This is a genomic window from Photorhabdus tasmaniensis, from assembly GCF_011189505.1.
Classification (GTDB): Bacteria; Pseudomonadota; Gammaproteobacteria; order Enterobacterales; family Enterobacteriaceae; genus Photorhabdus; species Photorhabdus tasmaniensis.
Window position 1 is genome coordinate 19,205 of record NZ_PUJU01000041.1, and the last position, 22,758, is coordinate 41,962.

Below are 22,758 nucleotides of genomic sequence, written 5' to 3' on the forward strand. Positions count from 1 at the left end.
ATCATGTATGAAATGAGTATTAGTCAGTTTGGTATAGATAAGCATGTGAAATCTGTTAATCCAGACGACTACACTATCACGGCGTATTACGAAGTAAAAACAGACATGGCAATTAAAGAATACAAAGCATGCTTAACTGCCATTCTAAATGACAATAAGTTAATAACCTGTAATATTGAAAATAGATTCTTTATTCCGAATCGCAGTCAGGAAGAATGCTATACAGTTGGCATTAGCCATAATAGAAAGGATGCGGAAGCTAAATGTTTTAGCTATTCACTGTATCCGAAATCGTTGAGGAAAATTGCAATAGAATTAACGCCTTCCTGCTCTGGGTTATATATCTTTATAAGAGCTTCACATATTTATTTTGATGGTATGGGATGTGTGAACCTTTTGAGTCAAGCATTGAAAAAAGATAACGAAACAGTCAAGAATGAAATTCTTGCACTTGAAGCTTTCGTGAAACATGAAAAAGAAAAGGAATATAGTGATAATTATATAATTAGACTTGACCGTTTTCTGAAAGAAATAAAGATATTTAATCAGGAACGACTGAGGACGGCCCATCTTAATTATGAAAAAAAATGGAAAGCTTTGAGTTGTTATTATGCTCTGGACAATACACAGGCCGAATATGTCAAAAACCTAGCGAATATAATGAATGTAACCACATTTGTTGTATTTGGTGGACTACTATCTAAGCTTATAACACACTGTTTTTGCCTTAATAGGTTTATATTGGGGAGTACTGTGACCACTCGTAATTCTCTAGAGCTATTGCATGCTCATGGATCTTACACTAATATAATCCCAATACTAATGGATACCTCAAAATCCATAAGTAATTCTGACATGATTAAAGAATTTAATAATTCATGGTGTCATTCAGTGAATTATTTAGATATAAGTATGAGAAGTATCATATCTAAAATGGATGAATCTGATCTTTTTGATCCTAGCAGACATCCGTTGTTTGATATATCTTATAACTATGTAGCTAAACCTCATTGCGATAAAATTGAACCTCAAAGAATAATTGTTGAAAACAACAAATATGGTTTGGATTTAGAGGTTTGTGAAATTGGTGATGGATTCGAGATATACCTTAACATCAGTTACGATGTTTTCTCATGTGAACACATAAACTATATTCACAAAGAATTCCATCAGGGATTAGATTCTATTATTCACAAACAATCTGAGAAACAATTCATAGAAGTAAATGATGCTTATTGGGCCAAGAAAATGAATGGCCCTAGTATATCTAATATCAATATCTATGAAGAGATGCTCGAAACTACAAAAGAGTCGAAAAATTTTATTTACCATAATGGAGGCTCTATTAATCATCATGAGTTTATGAAAAAAGTCAACTTACAGATGCAATGGATCATGGAAAATTGTGGTTCTGAATCTACATTAGTGTTGGCAATTGATAACAAATTTACTTACTTTCAGTTAATGACAGCATGTCTTTATTTAGGACGTCCATTTACTCCTGTTCATTCAAACGTACCAAAGGAAAGATTTGACTATATAGTTGCTAGTATTGGTAATGCAACCATAATAACAGATATGGAAGAACGTCGTTCGAAGGATGTTTTGATATTCAGCAATTCACAATGTGAATCATATGATTTTGATGAAAATTTGATATATGACTTCAATATATCAGAAAGCGATGCATATATTATATTCACATCTGGCTCCACTGGAAATCCAAAAGGGGTGAGAGTTAATAGAATAGGGCTTAATAACCATCTGCTCAGCAAAGCTGATGTTGTCAAATTTTGTGACGGTGATCTATACATACAGTCGTCTCCCATTTCATTCGATATACATATATGGCAATTTTTCATTGCTCTGTTCAAAGGAATTGATGTTTATTTAATGGATAATGAACAGAGTGGAAATCCCTATTACTTCATTGAAATTTCCAGACAGTACAAGAATGTACATTTAGAAATGACCCCCCTCCAAACTGAGTTTATCTTAAATTCTCATTATGATGAACTGATAGTCTTAGCTGATAATATTCGGAGTTTTATGATTACAGGGGAAAAATTAAACGCCAGTATATTCAGGAAACTTAGTGAAATCATACCGGAAAATAAGATCATCAACGCTTATGGCCCAGCCGAATGTACAGATGACGTGCTTCATTACAAAGGATGGAGTCATTCATCAGATTATCCTATAGGATATCCGATTAGAAATACCAGGATATCGCTGGCGAATGGAGATAGAAGTATTAAAAGGCCCTACGTCGTCGGTGAACTATGTGTCAACGGAATATGTGTCAGTAACGGTTATATCGGTATAACTGATAGCAGTTCATTTTCAATCAATGGAGATGAACGTCAATACAGAACTGGGGATCACTGCTACTTCGACGTAGAGGGAGCCTTCCATTATGTTGGCAGAAAAGATAGCCAAATTAAAATAGCCGGAAATAGAATTGATCTCAAAGAGATAGATAGCTTGCTCTATATGGATAAGAAAATTAAACTCGCTCAAAGTTTTGTTATTGAAAAAAAGGGAATAAACTTCATTGGCACCGCATATGTTGCAGATACAGATGTTGATGCTGACTATATACGTAGTTTATTGTATGATCACCTACCGTGTTATATGATTCCAAAAGAATTTTTTCCCGTGGAAGAACTTCCTAGAACAATAAATGGAAAGTTTGATAAGGATTTCTTCTTTCAGAAGTTGAACAGAAGTAATAACGATGAAGCTGAAGATATATTTGATAGTTGCTGGAAACTTGTTTTAGGTTTAGAAAAAATAGATCAAAATGGGAGCTTTTTTGATTTTGGCAATTCTGTTGATGTTATAGTGTTCTCAAGTGAATTAAAGAAAAAAGGGGTCAAAATCTCTGTCGAGAATATTTACAAGCTTCGTTCTTACTCTTCATTAAGGAAATGTTTCTATGGAAAGATGTAAGATAACAAGGATCGCAGACCACAAAGATGATTTTTCATGGGCTGAGATAAGTTGCTTCTATCGTCCTTTTAATATCTGTCTAGCATCTTATCAAGATTTTTTGAATACTGTTCCTATCCTATACCAACTGCATATGATAGATCGATATTATTACGATGTTACTGAATCCGATGACTTCGTAAATCTGCTCTGTTGTCACGGGTTTGATGTCTCCTCAGAGGAAGTAAATGAAAAAGATTTGGACTCATATCTTTATACTCAAATAGATAAAGGCAAGATAGCTATAATTCCATTTGACTCTTCACTACTTCATTACACGACAAACTACAAAGTAAAATTCAGCCCACATTATCTGCTCGTCAAAGGATATAATCGTGATACCGGAATATTCTACATTACTGATTGCATGCAGAATGAAGGTTCTACTGAATACAAACATTTTACAATTCCGAACGATACTTTGGTGAGAGGTTATGCTAAATTTTTTTCCTATTTCATGGGATGTAAAATTAGCTGTTTTTCCATAAATGTTAGCAACAAAATGTTGTCAATTAATGTCGTAAACACTGTTTATAAAGTTGTAAGTCGGCTTTTAAAGTATGGAAATGGCGTTTCCGGGCTCTTTGAGCTGTTGGAAAAGAAGTATTCTTGTGCTATGTCCATGGCAGATAAAAACTATTTTCTGAATGAGATAGTTAGGGTGTCACATAGCTTTGCAGTATTAGCAAAAAGCTTGTGTGTTTTGGCGGGAATTCCTTACTCGCAAGCTGAACTATCGAATAAGTTTGTGGAATCTGGAAAGAAACTTGCTGAAGAAATTCTTAATGCAGGAGAGAAGGGTTCAGTTAAGGATTTGATTAGTGATATCTTCGCGGAAGTTAATCAAAGCATAGAGGATTTTTATCACTCCTGGGTTTTTCTGATAGAGTGCAATCCCCCAGAAAGATATCAGCGTGAAAATGAGCAAACAGATTTCTTTCTTCAGAGAAGAAACACTTCAAGCAGCTACGAGGAGGGACGGGCATGGTTATCAATCGACGGCTCTAAAATATACCAAAAGTGGTTGTATCAGGACAATGCTCCACAGCTTATTGCCACAAACTTGCCTAGCAACTTTATTTTTAATGCAACTATTGAACAGTATATCAGCGCAAATACAGACTCGACATTTACTGGTTTCTTTTTTGAAAGTGGTAATGTTGGATTACAGTTTGGTTTAAGCGGAGGATATATTCAACTTAGAGATAATAGTGTGTTAGGTAGAGATATTGTGTGGAGGTATTATGTCGGTAACTCAACCGTGGGATCTATAACAACCGTTAAGCAAAATGATACGTTTACTTTCAGCTTTTATCTTGATGGCCGTGAAATAGATTTAAAACACCATTTCCCTTCGGAGTTGGATAGTGCAGGTATTATGCTACGTTCTTGGGAAGCGTCCCAAGCAGAAGTATTATTTTCCAATATTGAACTGATTCAATAGCGTAAATAACGATTTTCAGCACAAGTAATTTCAGCCACTTACCTAGTCAAAGTTTTTAAAATACCTAAGACAGCGTTTAGGGTTATAACGTTGATGACATTTCTATAGATTAAATTTAGGTGATTAAATGACTATCTTATTTATTTACCATGGTCAAACCCCTTTATGGGTTAAACGCAATACGACTTCTATAACACTCACAATATGTACAGAGAATAACTCTGATATTGATAAAGTATTTGCAAGATGTGAGCCTGACAATGAGCAAAAGTTATTTGAAATGACTCCCTTTCTCATAAAAATTCGTCTTAAATATTGGCAGACGGAGATTCCCTATAATACTGATAAACCTCAAACTCTATATTGTTTCAAAATTCTCACCCGCACGTCATCAGGGGAAGAGGGCCAAATTTGGCTCCATGCAAAGGGAACTTCTAGCCGAATACCTGGGCGGGAGTACCATTTTCGCTGCAATATAAATTGCAGACCTCCTGAGTGGGTTGCTGATCAGGTTGTTTACCAGATATTTCCTGACCGATTTGCAAATGGCAATCCTGATATTTCTGTTAGACAAGGTGAGTACAATCTTTATGGAGATGATAAACGGGTTGTAGTTAAAGCGTGGGGAGATGCAGTCTCTGATCACGACACTAATGGCGCTTGCGAATTTTACGGTGGGGATATCGTAGGAATCAGGAATAAGCTTAATTATCTTCAGGAGCTTGGTGTTACGACACTTTATCTCAATCCAATATTTACTGCCCCCAGCAATCACAAATACGACACTGTAGATTACTTTAATATCGACCCTCATTTAGGGGGCAATGAAGAGTTTGCTAAATTCACCGCAGAACTTCATCGCAGAGGAATGAAAGTATTATTGGATGCTGTATTTAATCATACATCTCTTGATCACCCTTGGTTTAATCGGTTTAGCAAACACACAGAAGGTGAAGGTGCTTGGCAAAGTCCTAGTTCACCCTATCGAGACTACTATATTTTTGAAGGTGATAATTACTTTGGCTGGAATGGATATGAGACATTACCAAAACTTAATTATAAAAATCAGGATGTACAGAATTATTTCTACAAGGGAGAGCGTTCCGTTGTCAAACATTGGTTGAAAGCTCCTTACCATATAGATGGATGGCGATTTGATGCCATACACATGTTAGGTGAAGGCAAGGATGCCAGTAATAATTCATATTATATTAAAGAGCTTAGAAATGCGGCAAAGACAACGAATCCAGATGCATTAGTTATGGGGGAACATTTCCATGAGGCTACATCTTGGTTACAAGGCGAGCAGGAAGATTGTGCAATGAATTATTATGGATTCTTGCATCCTATCAGGCTTTTTTTGGCCAAGAAAGATATTACTTACCATTCAGGGAAGATTAATGCTGAAGAGCTTTATGATTGGCTGAATGAGGCAATTTCTAAGATACCCTGGGACAACCAGCTGTGCCAATTTAACCAATTAGACAGCCACGATACAGTACGATTTATAACTCTATTAAATGGTGATGAAACAAAAATGCGAATTGCATTGAGTTTACTATTTTGTTGGCCTGGTGTGCCGTGTATTTATTATGGTACGGAATTATCTTTAGAAGGAGGCGAAGATCCTGATAATAGACGTTGTATGCCTTGGGACAAGGCAAGGATAAACCACTCCATGTTAAGTTTTATTCGTCAGTTAGCATTTTTACGCCATAGATTTATTTCTTTGCGCCGTGGCAATCTACAGTGGCTTTTTGCCAGTAACGATACTTTAGCATTTGCCAGGCATATTCAGACGGAGAAAGTTATTTGTATAATTAATGCAGGAGACGAAGAAGTCAGTTTAACATTACAACTTTGGCAGATTGACCTAGACGAAGGATTGCTTATTGACGCTTTAGAGGCAACAAAGTATACCATTAACAATGGCGAATTATTTATCAGTCTTGTTTCTAAAAGCTTTTTAATTCTACATAATACATAATGAGGTAGGGTGATGAACAAAAGAGGAGGCCATTCCATATATCTTGAACCTCTTAATTGAACCTATCGTCGCTACTTTTATGTCGTACGAGATAGGATGAATATGTCATCCTATCTCATGCCTAAATAGCTTTCATAATAGTTATACACTTATTTTTTTCATTCCAGGTTGTTGTTGTAACGAAAACGCTTTCATGAACTCTTCTACATATCTAAGTCACTGCCACATATACTGACAGCAATGATTTCGTGTTACCGTTTCATGTAACGATTGCCACACACGTTCAATCTTGTTTAGCCAGGGAGAATAAACAGGTAAAAACAACAGATTAAATTTAGCGTTTTGCTTTAACCATGCCCTGACTTTCTGACTTTTATGAATACCATAGTTATCTAAAATTACTGTGATACTTTCTGCATGGCGATACTGGACATTCATTTCCTCTAACAGGGTGATAAATAAATCAGAATTCTTTCTTACACCACTGACATACGTGACTTCACCTGTTTGTGCATTGAGACAACCCGCAAGATAGTGTTTTTGATTTTTCCCCGGTGTCACTACCCATTTTTGCTGCCCCTTAAAGCATCCGTCCGCGCCGCTCTTGGGATTAAGGTCAATATCCACTTCGTCTTCGTAAAAAACGGGGTTTTGCTCTGATATGTTGGACAATGCCTTTGTCATTTTTGCCATTTTCTCGTCATACTCCGGGTCAGATTTTTTTAGGGTAGGCGCAGCCCTTCTCCACACAATCCCCCTGCGGCAAAAGTAGCGATATAATGTGCTTTTTGAGCATGATAAGTTTAATAATTCATTGATTATGCGAGTAATAAGCTCAAGACTCCAACGTGAACGCAGGTAGCCAAAATCCTGCGGGGAGTACTGTAATAAGAACGACAATAAAGTAAAAAGTGGAGATAAATGCCAGACAGCGGGTCTTCCTGCCGGCAGGCTTTTTAACCCTTCCAGGCCAGATAATGTAAACCAATTTATCCAGCGATTAACTGAGGAGCGTGAACAGTGAAGAGTCCTGGAGACGTGAGGAACAGTACTCCTTCATGTCACATCAAGAGCGCGGTGAGACGACGCGCATAGTCCTTATCCCAGGTTCTATGGATAAATTTTTTCATCTGACGTCGTTCGTTTCGAGGTATCGGTGTTATGATTGGCATCACTCAGTCCATTTTGAGATTTGTTTTGATTTGATGATTAATCAGATCGTAAAAATCGGACTGAGTTCCCTTCCAGTGATCTACTATTTCGAAATCTTATTTAGTGCACCGTTTGCTCATTAGTCACTTCCAGATAATTCTGTTTCACTTATCCTGACGACCTTAAAATACCTTACATCAACGGCCCACATTTACAGCACCGAATCCAGCGATATCATTGAACTATTGACAGCACGGCCATCATTGATGAGAATTTGACCATCCTCCAGCTCAAGACAATGATCGGCCAAGTGGAAAAAACGAGCATCATGGGTGATCGCCAGTACCGCCCTACCGCGTGCAGTCAACTCAGGCAATAGCTCCTGATAGAATACCGTCTTAAACAGCGGATCCTGATCAGCACTCCATTCATCGTACAGATAGAATGGCCGGTCTTCTAAATGGGAAACCGCTAGGGCGAGACGTTTTCGCTGCCCCAATGAAAGCTCGCGGGTTGAGAAACAACCATTCTCAATCTTTACCTTATGATCCAGATGCAGTTTGGCAAACAACATGTTAGCACGTGCATCCAGTGTAGAATCAGTATCACTCAGACCTATCAGTGTTTCGAAGAAATGGAAATCAGAGAAGATCGCTGAGAATAATTGACGATAGTTGACTCTGCTCTATCGAATAAGAACCGGCTGCCCTTGGCAGGATATCCCAGCCGCTTTCGGTCAATGGAATACTGTGTTCCGCCGTTTTAATTTATGGTCAAAGAAAGGTATTTTTCAGTTATTATTCAAAATGTTATCTTATCACGCCGATTCAGAATGGTTGTTCATTGATGGCAGTATAATCCTGGTACATCAGCACAGTGCCAGTGCAGCTTCAGGGGAAAATACATCGATAGGTCGAAGTCGAGGGGAACGTTCAACCAAAATCCATTTAGTGGTGGACAGTTATGGACTTCCTGTCCACTTTTAACTTTCAGGCGGTCAAGCAAACAACATTGTTCATGCCGAGAGCCTGGTCACTCAGTCACCTCCGTCAGAGTTTATGATTGCCAACAAGGGATACGACAGTGAAAAGCTCAGAGACCTTATCCGAAATAATAGAGCAACAATATACAACACACTTGAGCGAAATTATGCCAGTATGGTTGCCATGGCTTTTATGATGATGTGGTTACCCATGTGGGCTGTATAAGTTATATGCATGAAACGTCAACAGCCCCTAGGATCCTTACCCATAAAATACCAAATTAATCTTACTAATCCATTCTAATTAAGAAGGCATTATGTGGTTTCCCAGATTTAAACAAGCTTTTATCGCTCTTCTACTTCCCTGGCTGCTAGCTGTATCAATACAAATGACGGGAAGAATCTATCTTCTCCTCACTTATAGCAGTCATCAGCTCCTTGCTGACGCCATTCAAGATGTAGAACAAATGTTCTGGATTGGCGGGCTGTTTGATATCCGTATTGCCAGTCTGCTATTTGTTCCCTGTCTGCTGATTGCCGGCTTATTTGCCATTAACAAAAACAGTTTCAGCCTATGGCAACGTTTCTATCCGGGGCTGGCTGCAATACTCAATACACTGGTTGGGGCTTTAACTGTAGTCAATGTTTATTACTATGCCACTTATGAACGGTCGATCGATATTTTCATTTTCGGTTTGGTGGAAGATGATACGCAAGCCGTGTTACATACCTTGTGGAATGATTATCCCATTATCCGTGGTTTGCTCTGTTTAGTTCTGTTCACCGCTTTTGTTTTCTGGCTTTGTCTCCGCTGGCAACGCCGCCTTGCCTCACGACTAGAACGCAAAACCAGCCTGCCGGTTTCTGTTATAGCAACGCTGGCTATTTTGGCTGTCTGCTTTGTTGGAATGCGCGGCTCCATAGGGACCTTTCCACTGCGTCAATCCAATACACAAGTTTCAGAAGTGAAAATACTTAATATGCTGACGCCTAACGGTCCAATGGCATTGAACTGGGCCTTTAATGATCATTACAAAAACAGCTACTTCCCAGAGGCAACAGATGAACAAGGTCGCAAGCTATTAAGCCAATTTCTGGATAATCCAACGCCAGCTAGCCTGTCGCCGTTTATGGCTAAAACCGCCGACAATCCTGTCGCTCAGAAAAAACCACCCCATGTAATATTTAACGTGATGGAAAGCATGGGCTATCACCTGCAAAGCCTGGATCGCCCAAACCTTGATGTTTTTGGTGCCCTGCGCCAGCACTGGCAAAATGACTGGCGTTTTGAACGTTTTGTTTCTGAAGGAGATGGCACCATCGACAGTTTGAGCCGCTTCCTAGTCCGTAGCCCAAACAGCGCAATCAGCCAGTCCACTGCCCAAAATCTCGATTTCACCAGCAATATGTTTAAACCCTATCTGGCGAATGGTTATAAGATTATCTTCGTCACATCAGGTAACGGAGCATGGCGTAACTTGAATCAGTTCCTGCCAAATCTGGGCGTCAGTGAATTTATCGATCAGAATGGGCTAAAAAAACGCTACCCAGAAGCCAAATTCGGTACTTGGGGTGTACCTGATGAGTTTATGTTCCGTTATATTGAAGAACGACTAGCTCAGGCAGAGAAGAACGGCGAACATGTTCTGATTCTGTCGTTGTCCACTACCCATCACCCACCGTATAAGTCACCAAAAGGCTATCAGAAAACCGACATTAAGCTAAACGATGCAGAGAAACAACGCCTAAGCCGTCTGGCTAGCGGTGATGAGCTACAGGAGGTCTTCCATACTCTACGTTATACCAACGATCAGTTGGGGCAATTTATCAGTTGGGTAAAATCTCAGTCACTGGCTTCCCATACTATTATTGCAGCAACCGGTGACCATAATATGCGGGGCATCAGTTATCCAGATGCCCATGAACTGGCAATTGGTCACGGAGTACCATTTTATCTCTACGTACCACCTGCTTATCGCCAGAACATGACTTTTGATGCGACCAGAGTCGGCAGCCATAAAGATATCTGGCCAACTCTCTATCATTTAAGCCTATCCAATACGACTTATTACCGTACCGGCTGTAATTTGCTGACTGAACATCTGGACTCTATCTGGTGCCAGGGATATAACCCGGAAGTGACTATTACACCGCAAGGTGCCTATATCATGATAGGTAAAGGTGAATTTCGACCATGGGCAAACCAAACAGGATTATTATTAGGTGAACCACAACCAATGACAGCAGAGCAGGCTAAACAGTTTCATCGCTGGCAGGTATTTACTGATTTACTATCATGGCAGTTAAACCGTCAGGTTCACTACCAGCAGTAACTGAAAACGCTTTAAAGCATCCGGTAAAACCCGTCAATTTATATCGCTATTTGGGCGGGTATGCTATCTGTATAGTGACTTTATTCGATACTGCTTTATGCCATGTTTTTACTCTGCTGATGTTTTGATACTTTTCAGTAAATTATACCGGGGATGTTTATAGCAAAAATTATATTATCTCTTACAGTTAGTACAGACGATCTGATCAAAAGTATAAGTGGATATGGTTATGGCATTGTTAGACATGAAAGAGATTATCCTCTGGCTATTTAAGCAAAATAATTTTTCAAAATAATATACAGGAGCCACCTATGATCGATTTACGTAGTGATACTGTTACCCAACCCAGCGAGGCTATGCGTAAAGTCATGGCATTAGCGGAGGTGGGTGATGATGTTTATGGCGACGACCCTAATGTTAACCAGCTTGAACACGAAGGCGCTGTACTGGCTGGTAAGGAAGCTGCGCTGTTTCTACCTACTGGTACGCAAGCTAATTTGGTGGCATTGCTCACCCATTGCCAGCGAGGTGATGAATATATTGTGGGTCAGAAAGCGCATAACTACCTGTATGAAGCGGGTGGTGCTGCCGTATTGGGCGGTATACAGCCACAACCGATTGATATGGCGGCTGATGGCACATTGCCTCTGGATGTTGTTGCTAGTGTTATTAAGCCGGATGATGTTCACTTCGCCCGAACCCGTTTACTCAGCATAGAAAATACATACGATGGTAAGGTACTACCACTTGCATATTTGCAGCAGGCCAGCGTTTTTACACAGGAGAAAGGCTTAGCATTGCACGTTGATGGAGCGCGGATTCTCAATGCGGCTGTGGCGTTAGATGTGCCACTGAGTACTCTCTCTCAGTATTGCGATACTCTGACCATCTGTCTGTCCAAGGGTTTGGGAGCGCCAGTGGGTTCTTTACTGTGTGGTGATGCAGAATACATCAGGCAGGCACGACGTTGGCGCAAAATGACTGGGGGAGGAATGCGTCAGACGGGAATATTAGCTGCCGCAGCACGTTATGCATTGCAGCATAATGTTCAACGGTTACGCGAGGACCATGATAATGCCCAGTGGCTTGCTGAACAATTGAGTGCGCTGGGTGTGGAAGTTTTAGCACCTGGGGCACAGACTAATATGGTGTTTTTACGCATACCCACGCATGAAGCCGCGCAGTTGGGACCTTGGATGAAAGAACGAGGTGTGATTCTGAGTGTAGATTCTGTCACCCGCTTAGTGACGCATCTTGATGTTTCCCGTGCTGATCTTGAGCGACTGATTACGTTGTGGCGTGAGTTTCTTACTGTTGCTGGATCTTATAAGCGTGAGAATGTGACTGAAACTCGTTCTATTTATGGTTAAAATTCTGGTTATAAGCAGTTAAGTAAAGTCAGCTCTGAGGCACGTAGATTCAAATGGTTTTTTTGGGGGAAGGAGTAGGTAATTAACACTGCTGCTACGTTTAGCAAAAAGCCTACTGACGTTGCGTGCCTTGAGTGTTTCATAGTCCTGATTGAGCTGGCTCTTAATAAGTTTATCTCTGATTATCAACAACGTAGGGTGGGATTCCACTGTGGTTTCCCTGCCATGTTTAATTCATTTATCGGCAATACTATCCTCCGCTTATTTTACATTTATATAATCTGCCATAACCATTTAAAAACACGAATTCGGCCATTTAAACTCATTTGACCAAGCCATTTTATCTATATCTTCGAATAGATTTTCAAATTGGTTCATAATTACTAAAACTATACCTCGTGCAACAGCTAGGGCAGCAATTTGTGTAGCTTTATCATTTTATTCTAATGCTTGTTTTAATAAAGACATCTCCCGATTTAAAAGAGCTACATGTTCTGAAAAACTCATATCCCCGTCATTTTTATAGTTACTTTACCAATGATCATGTGAATCCACCCAGTTAGAAAGTTTTTATGATTGAACATAATGAAGTGTTATTCAAAATCAAGAAAAATATCGGGTTAAATAACCCGATATTGGTTAATTAAATGACCTAGACAAAGTGATCATTAATTAATGAAAAAATGGGTGCGACAGTAGACAGAACAGTTTCACCGTCTTCATCATCAACGTAATAATAGGATATTGGAGAATTCCTTAAATCAGATTTATTCACCAGCCTGACCATTTTACCCTGGTTCATTATTTTAACTCTGTAATCATTCCAGTTAATCGGTATCATTTTGAAGCTTTTTGTTTTGATATTTTTGTAAACAGATTGATCGGTGAAAATGCTTTCTTCATTTTCACCGGTTGACCAGGCCCAGGCTTTAAGCGCGACTTTTTGTTGTTCCCGGATAGTCTTTACATCTTTGGCATTATAGGCTTGCCAGACAGCCATATAAGCCTGTTGCAGTTGCTGACGTTGTTCCGGTGTATCGGTATAAGGCGTTGCTTTAATCCATTCCCATTCAGGTAAGCCACTGATTTTTACATTACGACTAAACCGGTATAAGGTCATATTAGGCGGAAATTTTCGGTTATCAAAATAGTTTTCATCTTTATGACCAGCTTCCACGTTTTCCGCTTGTATTACATGACGTACAACCGGCGTGCTGATAGTGGCATATTTGGCTTCATCCACTGGTGTAGTTACCACAGGTTGACCGTCTTTATCCATTGTTACTTTAATTGCTGTCAGCACCTGGCTGTCTTTACCGCGTATGGCAGTCAGCTCCAGCTTGCATGTCGCTTCATGGTTGAAATGATTACGGGTTTTATTTGACAGTTTATCTGGGGAAAACCAGCCCAGTGCACCAAATTCCAGACTAATTTCGTTTTCGCCATTGACCATGAACAGCATTGCCCCCGTGCTGGATGTGCCAAATCCACTGCTTGCCCGAGCCGAATTACGATTACTGAACCCCGTGACACCATTGGTTTTGATATCACAAAAGGCATATTGGATATCGAATACGCTGCGGATATACAGCCTGGGTTCATTTGCATGAGCACTAAACATAAAAATCACTCCTGATAACAGTAATAACAGTTTTAATTTCACTTTTTATCCTTTCATTGTTGCTTACATTCTTGGGAATCCGGTGATAAACGGGATATTATCCAGCTTAGGTTTAAAGTTAGAATTATTGTTCATTTTTAGTGGTGTTGTTTCTGCGCCTGAGACAGCCTCTGGTCGGGTCACAGACCGTTCTTCCCCTATCAGGTTAATTCTTAATGGGGATTCACTGGCTTTTAATGGATCGGCAATAACCCATTTCTTCTTAATTTTCATTATATCCTGTGAAGTGGTTTTTTCTTTGATATCTACGTATCAATGATTATTGCAGGATATGGCTATTTTCAGCCTAAGATCGCTTTCATCTTAGGCTGAATGATTATCGTGATTTTTTTACTAATTGACTTTATCGTTAAGGGAATAGGCTTGTCATCTTCTATCACCATATAGATGGCAATATGATAAACTTTTCTCATATTATTCCCATATTGTGTGGGAATATGTTCTTAAACCTATGTGCAGTTATTATAGGGCTGGCGACTATACTGGATTTATGTCATATGGATCTGCTGCCACCTTTACTGGTATTTTTATTATCTTACAATGATTCAACTGCAACAGATGACATTGTTAGGTTCTGGTAGCGGGTTTTCCATCCGCTTTTATATTGGTAAATCCTAAAGTGATCAGTGTTTTTTCATAATCATCATATATTGTACTGATATATCCAATTTTACTGCATTGTCCATATGACTTTTATTTAAATTTATCATTAGGTACTATTGTCTATTATTCAAAGAGGGATAAACCCTCTTTGTTTTTCATATCATTATCGGGTTAAAATAAATTTTTTTCCGTCAAAACGATATTTGGGATTTAATAGTGTCTTGTTTTTTTTATTGTATTTATTAATAAATACAAGTGGTGAGGGAGACATAAAAACAACTCGACCATCAAGAGAGATATCAATTTTAGATTGACTAAAATCTAAAGGTAAAAGTTGAATATCAGTTGAGTTTATAACTTCATCTAACCCTATTGATGAAAAATAGTCATCATTATTTCCACCATTAGCTCTTACTGATTCATCGAGGAATTCCTTATGTAGCTGTTTTAATCCTTTAAGATCCTTGTTTTTTAAGAACGCCCAATATTCTTTATAAGCAGAAATAAGAGCTGATTGATACTTTTCTGGCAATGAGTCTATCACATTATTTTCTTTTGAAAACTGATATGAATTTACCCAGTTCCATACAGGGTAATCACTCTTTATGTCAAATTGTTGTGAATACTCATAATAGTACTTTTCGTTATTATGATTTATCTTATTTCGGCCTAATAATCTCGCCAATTGTTCATTTTCAGATTTTATATTAAGAGATGAGGTAGATATATTATTCTCTATACTGTCATTAGGATTGTATTTTATACTCATAACTGGTTTTAGATCAGGAGTTTCGAATCGGTTTCTTGCTTCTAGTGCAAAGTTACAGATTGACCCAGAATCGAAAATGTCTTTTTTTATATCAGGTGACTGAACCGATGACTGAGCATAAAATTGTATTGTATTATCTTTAGGTTTCAGATATTCACCTATGCCGATTAGTGTATTCATCGGCTCTTTATCATAATATGAAAGGATCCTCATTCCATTAATAAATAACTCAATTGCGCATTTATTAACTTCAATTTCTAATCTGTAATCAATGGGTTCTATTTTGTTATTCATGAAATTTTTACTCTCTTTAGACAATCCGGCTATGGGCAATGTAAATAATAATACTGCTGCTAGAAAATGTTTATAATTAAACATAACGTCACCTTATTTTAAATCAAAAAAAATTCAGCTTTATTACATTCACTTTAATTAGAATGATATTTTAACTTTGCTAACTTACTTGCCTTGTTTTCATACATTTCTAGAGTTTAGATTTATTTTCAAGTAAGCATTTATTTCACCATGTGAAAAATAAACCTCTAAGCCTGAACATCATCTCTTAATGAATCTAGATTTTTATGCCGGTTATGGTTCATAAATACCTTGTTCTTCGGCTTCATTTTTGAAATTGTTTGGAGAAAACAGGTTAATGTATCAATGATTATTGCAGGATACGGCTATTTTCAGCCTAAGATCGCTTTCATCTTAGGCTGAATGATTATCGTGATTTTTTTACTTAACGGGCAATCATCACTTTGCCGTTGATGATCGATAAATAAGGGTTGTATTTGAAAATCCTATTCGTTATTTTATTCTCCATTCTGACTGGAGAGCCACCTAGTGCTCCCGCTTCCAACCGGAACATTCTCCCTTCTTTATAGCGTACTAACTTATATTTATCCCATTCAGGTTGTATGACGACATAATTTTTATCATCCAATTTTTCTTTAAAACCGAATGAGTTAAAGAAAGTCTCTGGTCGGCTATTTTCACCTATTGCCCATTCGGTCCAGGCGGGTTGACTCATTTTCCATAATTGATTTAAATCTCGTTGATGCAAGGTATTGCTGATTTCCAGATAGAAATTTTTTATCGCCTCCATATCATTTTTTTCCGACACTGGTCGTGCTTTTATCCACATCCAGTCCGGTAATCCACTGAGGGTAAAGGTTTTCTGTGCGGCAAAAAGCCCTTCTTCCGCCTCTATTTTCGACATGGCTGCGTAATCAAAGCCAGCCTTACCATTGGGTAACTGGCTCTGCGATTCTCGTGTTGTGACATTGCCTTTATCATCAACAGTCAATTTGATATGGCTGATCACTTCTTTATCATCATACGGAGACGCCTTAGTGAGGGTGGCTTCACACTCATTGTCTGGGGAAAAAGTATCCGAATTTTCATCCAGAGACCCCATCAACAATTCCATCGTATTCTGACCATTTTCGACAAAGGCCGTCATATTAAAACCACTCGATTGTGTGCCTGTCTTTGACCCGACATTATCCAGGGCCATCACGCCATTAATTCTCGCCACACAGAGACTACGATGGCTCTTAAATGACAACAGATATTTATATTCAACCATATTTGTTTTTCCTGATACTGAATAACTTATCACTAGTAGTAAAGCCAGCAAAGTTTTAACCCAGTTGTACTCTGAACTTTGATTTATCTTTTGGTAATGGCTCTTGAAATATCCACTCTTTTTCAATTTCATCTTGTAAATTTTTCTTATACGTTGATTGCCGACCTTCAATTTTTCCATTATTTTTCTCCTTTTCTCTTCCAACTGCTACTCCATAGGCCACATTACTCTTCGCTTTAATCCCTTCATGGTAAAAGACCAGAGCCAGCTTATCTTTCCGGCTGTTATCCAATGCAACACACACTTCAGCCATAATCTCAGCACTGGCCTTAAAATACCCTTCTACAGCCCAATACCAGACTCCACCTCGAATATTAGTTTCTGTGCCAATAGCCAGGCTGACTTTGACCAACGCGCCGGGCTCAAAATGCCACGCCTTCTTCTCATCCGAAGCCCAGCTAAAACCCAGATCGATGCTGCCTTTCACGATTAAATCCAGTTGAACACCAAGGTAGGCACCATCTTTACCCTGTTTAACTTCTTTTTCCTGTTCTTGCCCCTTTTACTAATTGACTTTATCGTTGAGGGAATAGGCTTGTCATCTTCTATCACCATATAGATGGCAATATGATAAACTTTTCTCATATTATTCCCATATTGTGTGGGAATATGTTCTTAAACCTATGTGCAGTTATTATAGGGCTGGCGACTATACTGGATTTATGTCATATGGATCTGCTGCCACCTTTACTGGTATTTTTATTATTTTACAATGATTCAACTGCAACAGATGACATTGTTAGGTTCTGGTAGCGAGTTTTCCATCCGCTTTTATATTGGTAAATCCTAAAGTGATCAGTGTTTTTTCATAATCATCATATATTGTACTGATATATACAATTTTACTGCATTATCCATATGACTTTTATTTAAATTTATTATTAGGTACTATTGTCTATTATTCAAAGAGGAATAAACCCTCTTTGTTTTTCATATCATTATCGGGTTAAAATAAATTTTTTTCCGTCAAAACGATATTTGGGATTTAATAGTGTCTTGTTTTTTTATTGTTTTTATTAATAAATACAAGTGGTGAGGGAGACATAAAAACAACTCGACCATCAAGAGAGAGATCAATTTTAGATTGACTAAAATCTAAAGATAAAAGTTGAATATCAGTTGAGTTTATAACTTCATCTAACCCTATTGATGAAAAATAGTCATCATTATTTCCACCATTAGCTCTTACTGATTCATCGAGGAATTCCTTATGTAGCTGTTTTAGTCCTTTAAGATCCTTGTTTTTTAAGAACGCCCAATATTCTTTATAAGCAGAAATAAGAGCTGATTGATAATTTTCTGGCAATGAGTCTATCACATTATTTTCTTTTGAAAACTGATATGAATTTACCCAGTTCCATACAGGGTAATCACTCTTTATGTCAAATTGTTGTGAATACTCATAATAGTACTTTTCGTTATTATGATTTATCTTATTTCGGCCTAATAATCTCGCCAATTGTTCATTTTCAGATTTTATATTAAGAGATGAGGTAGATATATTATTCTCTATACTGTCATTAGGGTTGTATTTTATACTCATAACTGGTTTTAGATCAGGAGTTTCGAATCGGTTTCTTGCTTCTAGTGTAAAGTTACATATTGAATTTGAATCGAAAATATCATTTTTTCTATTTGATGGCCAAACATAGAATTGTATTGTATTATCTTTAGGTTTCAGATATTCACCTATACCGATTAGTGTATTCATCGGTTCTTTATCATAATATGAAAGGATCCTCATTCCATTAATAAATAATTCTATTGAGCATTTGTTTGCTTCAATCTCTAATCTGTAATCAATAGGTTCTATTTTATTATTCATGAAATTTTCACTCTCTTTAGAAAATCCGGCTATGGGTAATATAAATAATAATATTGCTAGAAATTTTTTATGATTAAGCATAATATTTCCTCATTAAAAATCAATAAAATAGAGTGGACCAAATTCATCTTTATCGCATATCAACACATCTGCTTTGATTAGTTTCATACTAGGTCCGTTATTTCCACCTTTACTACCAATTCTTGATTGGCTAATTGAATCATTAGAGTTTTTTATATAATCTGCTTTTACTTCCACCTCAAAATAAGCTTTTATCCCTTCATGTGAAAAATAAATTCCCAGTCCTGAATCATTACATCTCAATCCCGTTGCCAGCGCTGAGTCAACACCTCCTGTTGCGGTAAGCATGCCTTTTATAAATAAAATTCTGACTCCTGCTTCAAAGCCTACTTTAAGTTTTAAAGATAATTTGTTCTCTATTTCTCCTATTAACTTTACATCATTAGCACGCTTTTTTACAGTGACTCCGCCATTTAAAATTTCACCAGAAATAATAAAATCCACATAGAACAGTCCATAGCCGTCAGCTACTCCTTCTTTCCTATCTTTCATTTTCTCCTTTTGCTCTTCCATTAATTTCCTAAGATCATGCCATTTTTTACCCGCAGCAGGGCTACCTAATATAGCAATCAAGACATTAATGATATCTAATCTGACTTCCAAGCCCAGTAAAGGCGCCAGTTTTAATTTGCAATTGTATTCAAAACTTGGGATTGAATTAATAATTTTTAATTCTTTATTACCACTTATTTCAACTGATGGTCCAAGCAAGTTAATTTCTTTAATTCCGGCCATTCCTCCTTTATCGGCTAAAATTCGTGATACTGCTTTTTCAACCGCATTTTTCACTTTTTCTACAAGAGATTTTTTATCTTTCCATATGTTTTTTTTGCCTTCAAAAATGGTAAAATCAGAATTATTCTTTTTATCGAATAACTGAAATTCAGTTTTTCCTGCTGCTGTATATTCCCTTTCATGGACATATCGTCCAATTTCACTCCATTTTGTCTTACCTAATTCGTTTTTAAGTTTCTAAAATTGATCTTTATTATAATCTAAACGCTTGGCTTTAAAAGTCGAATGTGCAGCATTTTTAACGTCTATTTTGAGTTCACCGGATAAAATATACTTTGGATATACATCAATTTGTGTTTTCTGAACCAGTCCAGAACAATCAACGGTTTGAGAATAGTAAGTTACTTTGTCTATTTCATTGACATCTCTGGCAAAGAATTCTTTGAGCCATTCCCATGGCGTGGTAAATATAGGAAGTTTAGCTTGATCATTAGTTATTGTATAACTTTTATTCGGATTCTTAGGGGTCAATTCTATGTTTTCAGTGCCACCTTTCCTGAAAGTATAGGTTGTAGGACAGTTTTCTTTATTGTTTATACATTTTGTTGGTACGAGTTTTAATGTTAGTTTGTATGTTCTTTTCTCAGAAATAATATTAACTACCTCAAACATTTTACTAGTTGATGGAAAATCAATATATTTGATACAGTCATCTGTTAATATATAACGATGGGTACAAGGTGGTGGTATATCGCAGGTTGCACAGGCTTTTCCCGCATTAACGCCTACTACAGTATCCATTTTTAAACCTCTTCATTAATGTCATGAATAAAAATATTAGCTCTATACCAGCCGGGTTTCCCATTATTAGTGAGGCCGGACAAAAGATTTTGATTAAAATTATCAACAGTAAAATATTCATGCTTAATCAATTTTTTCAATATGCCTTCTATTGAACGTGTGTCACAAATATCTTCTTCAATTAGAAAATCATACAGATAAATAATAAAACTCATTGAGTTTTCTGTGTTTATTTGTTTGATGTATTTAATCTTATCTACTTCGGATAATAATAATAAATTGAGTTTTTGTAGGTATTTTTCTTTCTGTTTTAACTCTAATATATCATACTGGCTTGTACTTATTTTTAATAATTTCCCTCTGCTGGTTGCATTTTCAGGATATTTATTCCGGCTCTGTGCAAAACTATCCTGCCTGTCAATCCCCGGATAATTTGTGGCAATTTTCTCTATCGGCCCGAGAAAACAGTGAATTTCCCAGTCACTCAGGACGCCGAGAAAATCCCAGATATTGCGCGGGTCATAAAACCGAAAAAACACCGGCTTGTCCTGATCGGGCAATAAGACCTGAAGATATTTGCGTAGATGCTGGCGCAGTGTTCTCATGTCGGCTGGCGAGTGAAGGAAGATCCCCCAGGGCGTTCCCCATTCGGCCAAAAAAAGCCCGACTTTCTCCGTCACTTCCACCAGATACGGGGCCACTTTCAAGAGTTCAGGTTGTAAAGACTCGTCATACAGACACGTCACGGGCGGGTCAAAATGTTCCAGGATAAAGAACAGCCGGGGTTCGGCGGCACCGTCAATGACGGCATAACGTTTTTCTTCTGTCATTACTGATCATCCTTCATCGGACAGTGTGCTACGAACATGGAGCCGGGTCCCAGGCAAATTGCACCCGCACCCGTCCGTATTCATCACAAAAGATTTCTTCCCCTTCCGGGCCAACCACGGTCGCAATTTGCAGGCCATCGATGCGGGGTTTGGGGTAAGGCGAAGGGCACCATGAACGGCTGCGATCACCAAAGGTGAAGTGGTTCGTTAATCTTGTTCCCGTTTCGCCGTAACGGGTTTCATCCGCCTGGGGTTGTTGTCCGTGGTGGCTGATTTGGATCACCTGCCACGGGACATTGAATTTTTCTTTCGGGTGGTCGGTAAGGGTAAACAGGATCCCCGGCCAGAGGAAAAACCCGTCACTTTGACCTCGGCCCAGGAGGTCGTTGCTGCGTAGTGCCTCCAGACGATAGCGGCTCATTTTCTCACCGCGTTCATCTTTGTAACGGCCCGGAAAATCATAGTGATAGTAACTGGGCAAATCTGTTCGCTGGTTGGCGTGTTTAGACTCGTAAAAATTATATTCTGCGGCCCAGGGGGGATTTTTAAAGGTGCGGTCTTTGAGAAAAACCCCTTGTATGCCTACCTGTTCACGCCAGCGGAATTGATTGATACTGGGTTGTATCCCCTGTGGATCGGGCACCGGGTTATAGGGAACAGAAAAGCGGTTACCGAGTGCCATACAGGTATCGGCAAAGAAGATCGTTCGCCCGTTCTGGCCTTGATGAAACTCAAAGTAATAAAAAATCCCCTCGTCAGCCAGCAGACGCTGTAAAAAGGCGAGATCACTTTCGTCATATTGAACACAAAATTCCCGCTCTGGGTGCGCATAGTTGAGGGTATAGGCTATGTTTTGAATGCCATTTTCTTTCAGCAGCGTGTCAATCATGTTGGTAATGGACTGATGCTGAAAAATCCGGGAGTTCACCCGCAGGCCTGCCCGCCATAAGGCGGGATGCACGGTCAGGGAATAATGACTGCGATGGCGGCCAGTGGTTTCCTGTTCAAAGCGGGTGACAATGCCACTGACACAGCGCTCCGGTTGCCCGTCACGGTAGACGGTCAGTGTTGCTTCATTATCCAGCACATCGGCAAAGTCAATATCCGGGTCAGCACTGGTGAGAGTGGCTTCGAGGCTAAAGAGGGTTGAGAGGGCTTCATTAAGGGTAAATTCAACCACCGCAAAAGTGTGTGCCGGGAGATTACCGGCCGTGAGGGTAAAAACCAGTCCTGAATCTGCCATTATTGTCTCCCTGATTGAGTGATATCGGGGTGGAAGTTGTTGAATAAGGGTCTAATAGTCATAACCTAATCTTTGTATGATTGATGGAGATGAGCATCGGGCTGGGTCGTTTGCACGGGATTGGCCGTCAGCCCGGCGTCTTGTTGTAACGCATAATAGCGACTGAGCAGGGCGTTAAAACGGTCGTCGGTCTTTTTTATCAGGGCCGGTGAGACGGTGTGCCCCTGTTCAACCTCCACGGCCAGCTGACGCAGCAACTCTTCCAGCGGCACGTCGCGGTTGT

Annotated in this window: 16 protein-coding genes and 3 pseudogenes; 6 read left to right on the top strand and 13 right to left on the bottom strand. The window is 38.7% G+C overall.

The annotated features are described in order from the left end of the window. Nucleotides 1–3: 3 nt before the first annotated feature. The 3 genes from C5471_RS16950 to malZ all read left to right on the top strand — a co-directional run bounded on the left by C5471_RS16950 (nucleotide 4) and on the right by malZ (nucleotide 6,422). Nucleotides 4–2,952, top strand: a complete 2,949-nt coding sequence (locus C5471_RS16950; protein ID WP_133816442.1) for an AMP-binding protein — start codon at nucleotides 4–6, stop codon at nucleotides 2,950–2,952. Next, nucleotides 2,939–4,435, top strand: a complete 1,497-nt coding sequence (locus C5471_RS16955) for a BtrH N-terminal domain-containing protein (protein ID WP_133816443.1) — start codon at nucleotides 2,939–2,941, stop codon at nucleotides 4,433–4,435. The genes C5471_RS16950 and C5471_RS16955 overlap by 14 nt, the downstream gene beginning before the upstream one ends. 127 nt (nucleotides 4,436–4,562) lie before the next feature. Then, nucleotides 4,563–6,422 (top strand): maltodextrin glucosidase, encoded by a 1,860-nt coding sequence (gene malZ / locus C5471_RS16960; protein WP_133816444.1) that lies wholly within the window; start codon nucleotides 4,563–4,565, stop codon nucleotides 6,420–6,422. A gap of 141 nt (nucleotides 6,423–6,563) precedes the next feature. Here the strand turns inward: malZ and C5471_RS16965 are convergent. Further along, nucleotides 6,564–7,594: pseudogene (locus C5471_RS16965) on the bottom strand (IS630 family transposase). A 191-nt stretch (nucleotides 7,595–7,785) separates the two neighbouring features. Continuing rightward, nucleotides 7,786–8,235 (bottom strand): annotated as a pseudogene (locus C5471_RS16970) (cyclic peptide export ABC transporter); the annotation flags it as partial. 19 nt (nucleotides 8,236–8,254) lie between these two features. On the opposite strand from C5471_RS16970, the pseudogene C5471_RS16975 reads away from it, so the two are divergent. From C5471_RS16975 to ltaE, 3 genes and pseudogenes are all read left to right on the top strand, one after another. Then, nucleotides 8,255–8,782 (top strand): annotated as a pseudogene (locus C5471_RS16975) (IS5 family transposase); the annotation flags it as partial. A 91-nt stretch (nucleotides 8,783–8,873) separates the two neighbouring features. Continuing rightward, nucleotides 8,874–10,889, top strand: a complete 2,016-nt coding sequence (locus C5471_RS16980) for an LTA synthase family protein (protein WP_133816446.1) — start codon at nucleotides 8,874–8,876, stop codon at nucleotides 10,887–10,889. Between the two features lie 311 nt (nucleotides 10,890–11,200). Further along, a complete protein-coding gene (ltaE, locus tag C5471_RS16985; protein ID WP_133816447.1) occupies nucleotides 11,201–12,259 on the top strand; it encodes a low-specificity L-threonine aldolase in 1,059 nt (352 codons plus the stop codon). Nucleotides 12,260–12,911: 652 nt separating this feature from the next. Here ltaE and C5471_RS16990 read toward each other — a convergent pair. The 11 genes from C5471_RS16990 to C5471_RS17040 form a co-directional block, all read right to left on the bottom strand. Beyond that, nucleotides 12,912–13,880: a hypothetical protein gene (locus tag C5471_RS16990; RefSeq protein WP_207627382.1), complete on the bottom strand. Its 969-nt coding sequence runs from the start codon at nucleotides 13,878–13,880 to the stop codon at nucleotides 12,912–12,914. Nucleotides 13,881–13,943: 63 nt separating this feature from the next. Next, entirely contained in the window at nucleotides 13,944–14,153 is a 210-nt protein-coding gene (locus C5471_RS16995; protein ID WP_242688754.1) for a hypothetical protein, read from the bottom strand. 553 nt (nucleotides 14,154–14,706) lie between these two features. Beyond that, nucleotides 14,707–15,690: a hypothetical protein gene (locus C5471_RS17000; protein ID WP_133816449.1), complete on the bottom strand. Its 984-nt coding sequence runs from the start codon at nucleotides 15,688–15,690 to the stop codon at nucleotides 14,707–14,709. 361 nt (nucleotides 15,691–16,051) lie between these two features. Then, nucleotides 16,052–16,900: a hypothetical protein gene (locus tag C5471_RS17005; protein WP_133816450.1), complete on the bottom strand. Its 849-nt coding sequence runs from the start codon at nucleotides 16,898–16,900 to the stop codon at nucleotides 16,052–16,054. Between the two features lie 55 nt (nucleotides 16,901–16,955). Next, nucleotides 16,956–17,387 carry a hypothetical protein gene (locus C5471_RS17010; protein WP_133816451.1) on the bottom strand — a complete coding sequence of 144 codons (432 nt, stop codon included), beginning with the start codon at nucleotides 17,385–17,387 and terminating at the stop codon, nucleotides 16,956–16,958. 558 nt (nucleotides 17,388–17,945) lie between these two features. Then, nucleotides 17,946–18,866 carry a hypothetical protein gene (locus C5471_RS17015; RefSeq protein ID WP_133816452.1) on the bottom strand — a complete coding sequence of 307 codons (921 nt, stop codon included), beginning with the start codon at nucleotides 18,864–18,866 and terminating at the stop codon, nucleotides 17,946–17,948. Nucleotides 18,867–18,878: 12 nt separating this feature from the next. Continuing rightward, nucleotides 18,879–19,655 carry a hypothetical protein gene (locus tag C5471_RS17020; protein ID WP_133816453.1) on the bottom strand — a complete coding sequence of 259 codons (777 nt, stop codon included), beginning with the start codon at nucleotides 19,653–19,655 and terminating at the stop codon, nucleotides 18,879–18,881. Nucleotides 19,656–19,838: 183 nt separating this feature from the next. Continuing rightward, nucleotides 19,839–20,402: a hypothetical protein gene (locus C5471_RS17025; RefSeq protein ID WP_133816454.1), complete on the bottom strand. Its 564-nt coding sequence runs from the start codon at nucleotides 20,400–20,402 to the stop codon at nucleotides 19,839–19,841. A gap of 2 nt (nucleotides 20,403–20,404) precedes the next feature. Beyond that, nucleotides 20,405–21,232, bottom strand: coding sequence for a DUF4123 domain-containing protein (locus C5471_RS17030; RefSeq protein ID WP_133816455.1), 828 nt, complete (start codon nucleotides 21,230–21,232; stop codon nucleotides 20,405–20,407). A gap of 28 nt (nucleotides 21,233–21,260) precedes the next feature. Next, the gene (gene tssI, locus C5471_RS17035) at nucleotides 21,261–22,475 is read right to left on the bottom strand and encodes a type VI secretion system tip protein TssI/VgrG (protein ID WP_242688755.1); all 1,215 of its coding nucleotides are present in this window, start codon (nucleotides 22,473–22,475) and stop codon (nucleotides 21,261–21,263) included. Between the two features lie 65 nt (nucleotides 22,476–22,540). Beyond that, on the bottom strand, nucleotides 22,541–22,758 hold a 218-nt coding region (locus C5471_RS17040; RefSeq protein ID WP_278250171.1), incomplete at its 5' end, for a VasL domain-containing protein.

Bases quoted from the DNA above. Each gene is read 5' to 3' on its own strand.
- C5471_RS16950 (WP_133816442.1), top strand. From the start codon at position 4: ATGTATGAAATGAGTATTAGTCAGTTTGGTATAGATAAGCATGTGAAA.
- C5471_RS16955 (WP_133816443.1), top strand. From the start codon at position 2,939: ATGGAAAGATGTAAGATAACAAGGATCGCAGACCACAAAGATGATTTT.
- malZ (WP_133816444.1), top strand. From the start codon at position 4,563: ATGACTATCTTATTTATTTACCATGGTCAAACCCCTTTATGGGTTAAA.
- C5471_RS16980 (WP_133816446.1), top strand. From the start codon at position 8,874: ATGTGGTTTCCCAGATTTAAACAAGCTTTTATCGCTCTTCTACTTCCC.
- ltaE (WP_133816447.1), top strand. From the start codon at position 11,201: ATGATCGATTTACGTAGTGATACTGTTACCCAACCCAGCGAGGCTATG.
- C5471_RS16990 (WP_207627382.1), bottom strand. From the start codon at position 13,880: ATGTTTAGTGCTCATGCAAATGAACCCAGGCTGTATATCCGCAGCGTA.
- C5471_RS16995 (WP_242688754.1), bottom strand. From the start codon at position 14,153: ATGAAAATTAAGAAGAAATGGGTTATTGCCGATCCATTAAAAGCCAGT.
- C5471_RS17000 (WP_133816449.1), bottom strand. From the start codon at position 15,690: ATGTTTAATTATAAACATTTTCTAGCAGCAGTATTATTATTTACATTG.
- C5471_RS17005 (WP_133816450.1), bottom strand. From the start codon at position 16,900: ATGGTTGAATATAAATATCTGTTGTCATTTAAGAGCCATCGTAGTCTC.
- C5471_RS17015 (WP_133816452.1), bottom strand. From the start codon at position 18,866: ATGCTTAATCATAAAAAATTTCTAGCAATATTATTATTTATATTACCC.
- C5471_RS17025 (WP_133816454.1), bottom strand. From the start codon at position 20,402: ATGGATACTGTAGTAGGCGTTAATGCGGGAAAAGCCTGTGCAACCTGC.
- C5471_RS17030 (WP_133816455.1), bottom strand. From the start codon at position 21,232: ATGACAGAAGAAAAACGTTATGCCGTCATTGACGGTGCCGCCGAACCC.
- tssI (WP_242688755.1), bottom strand. From the start codon at position 22,475: ATGGCAGATTCAGGACTGGTTTTTACCCTCACGGCCGGTAATCTCCCG.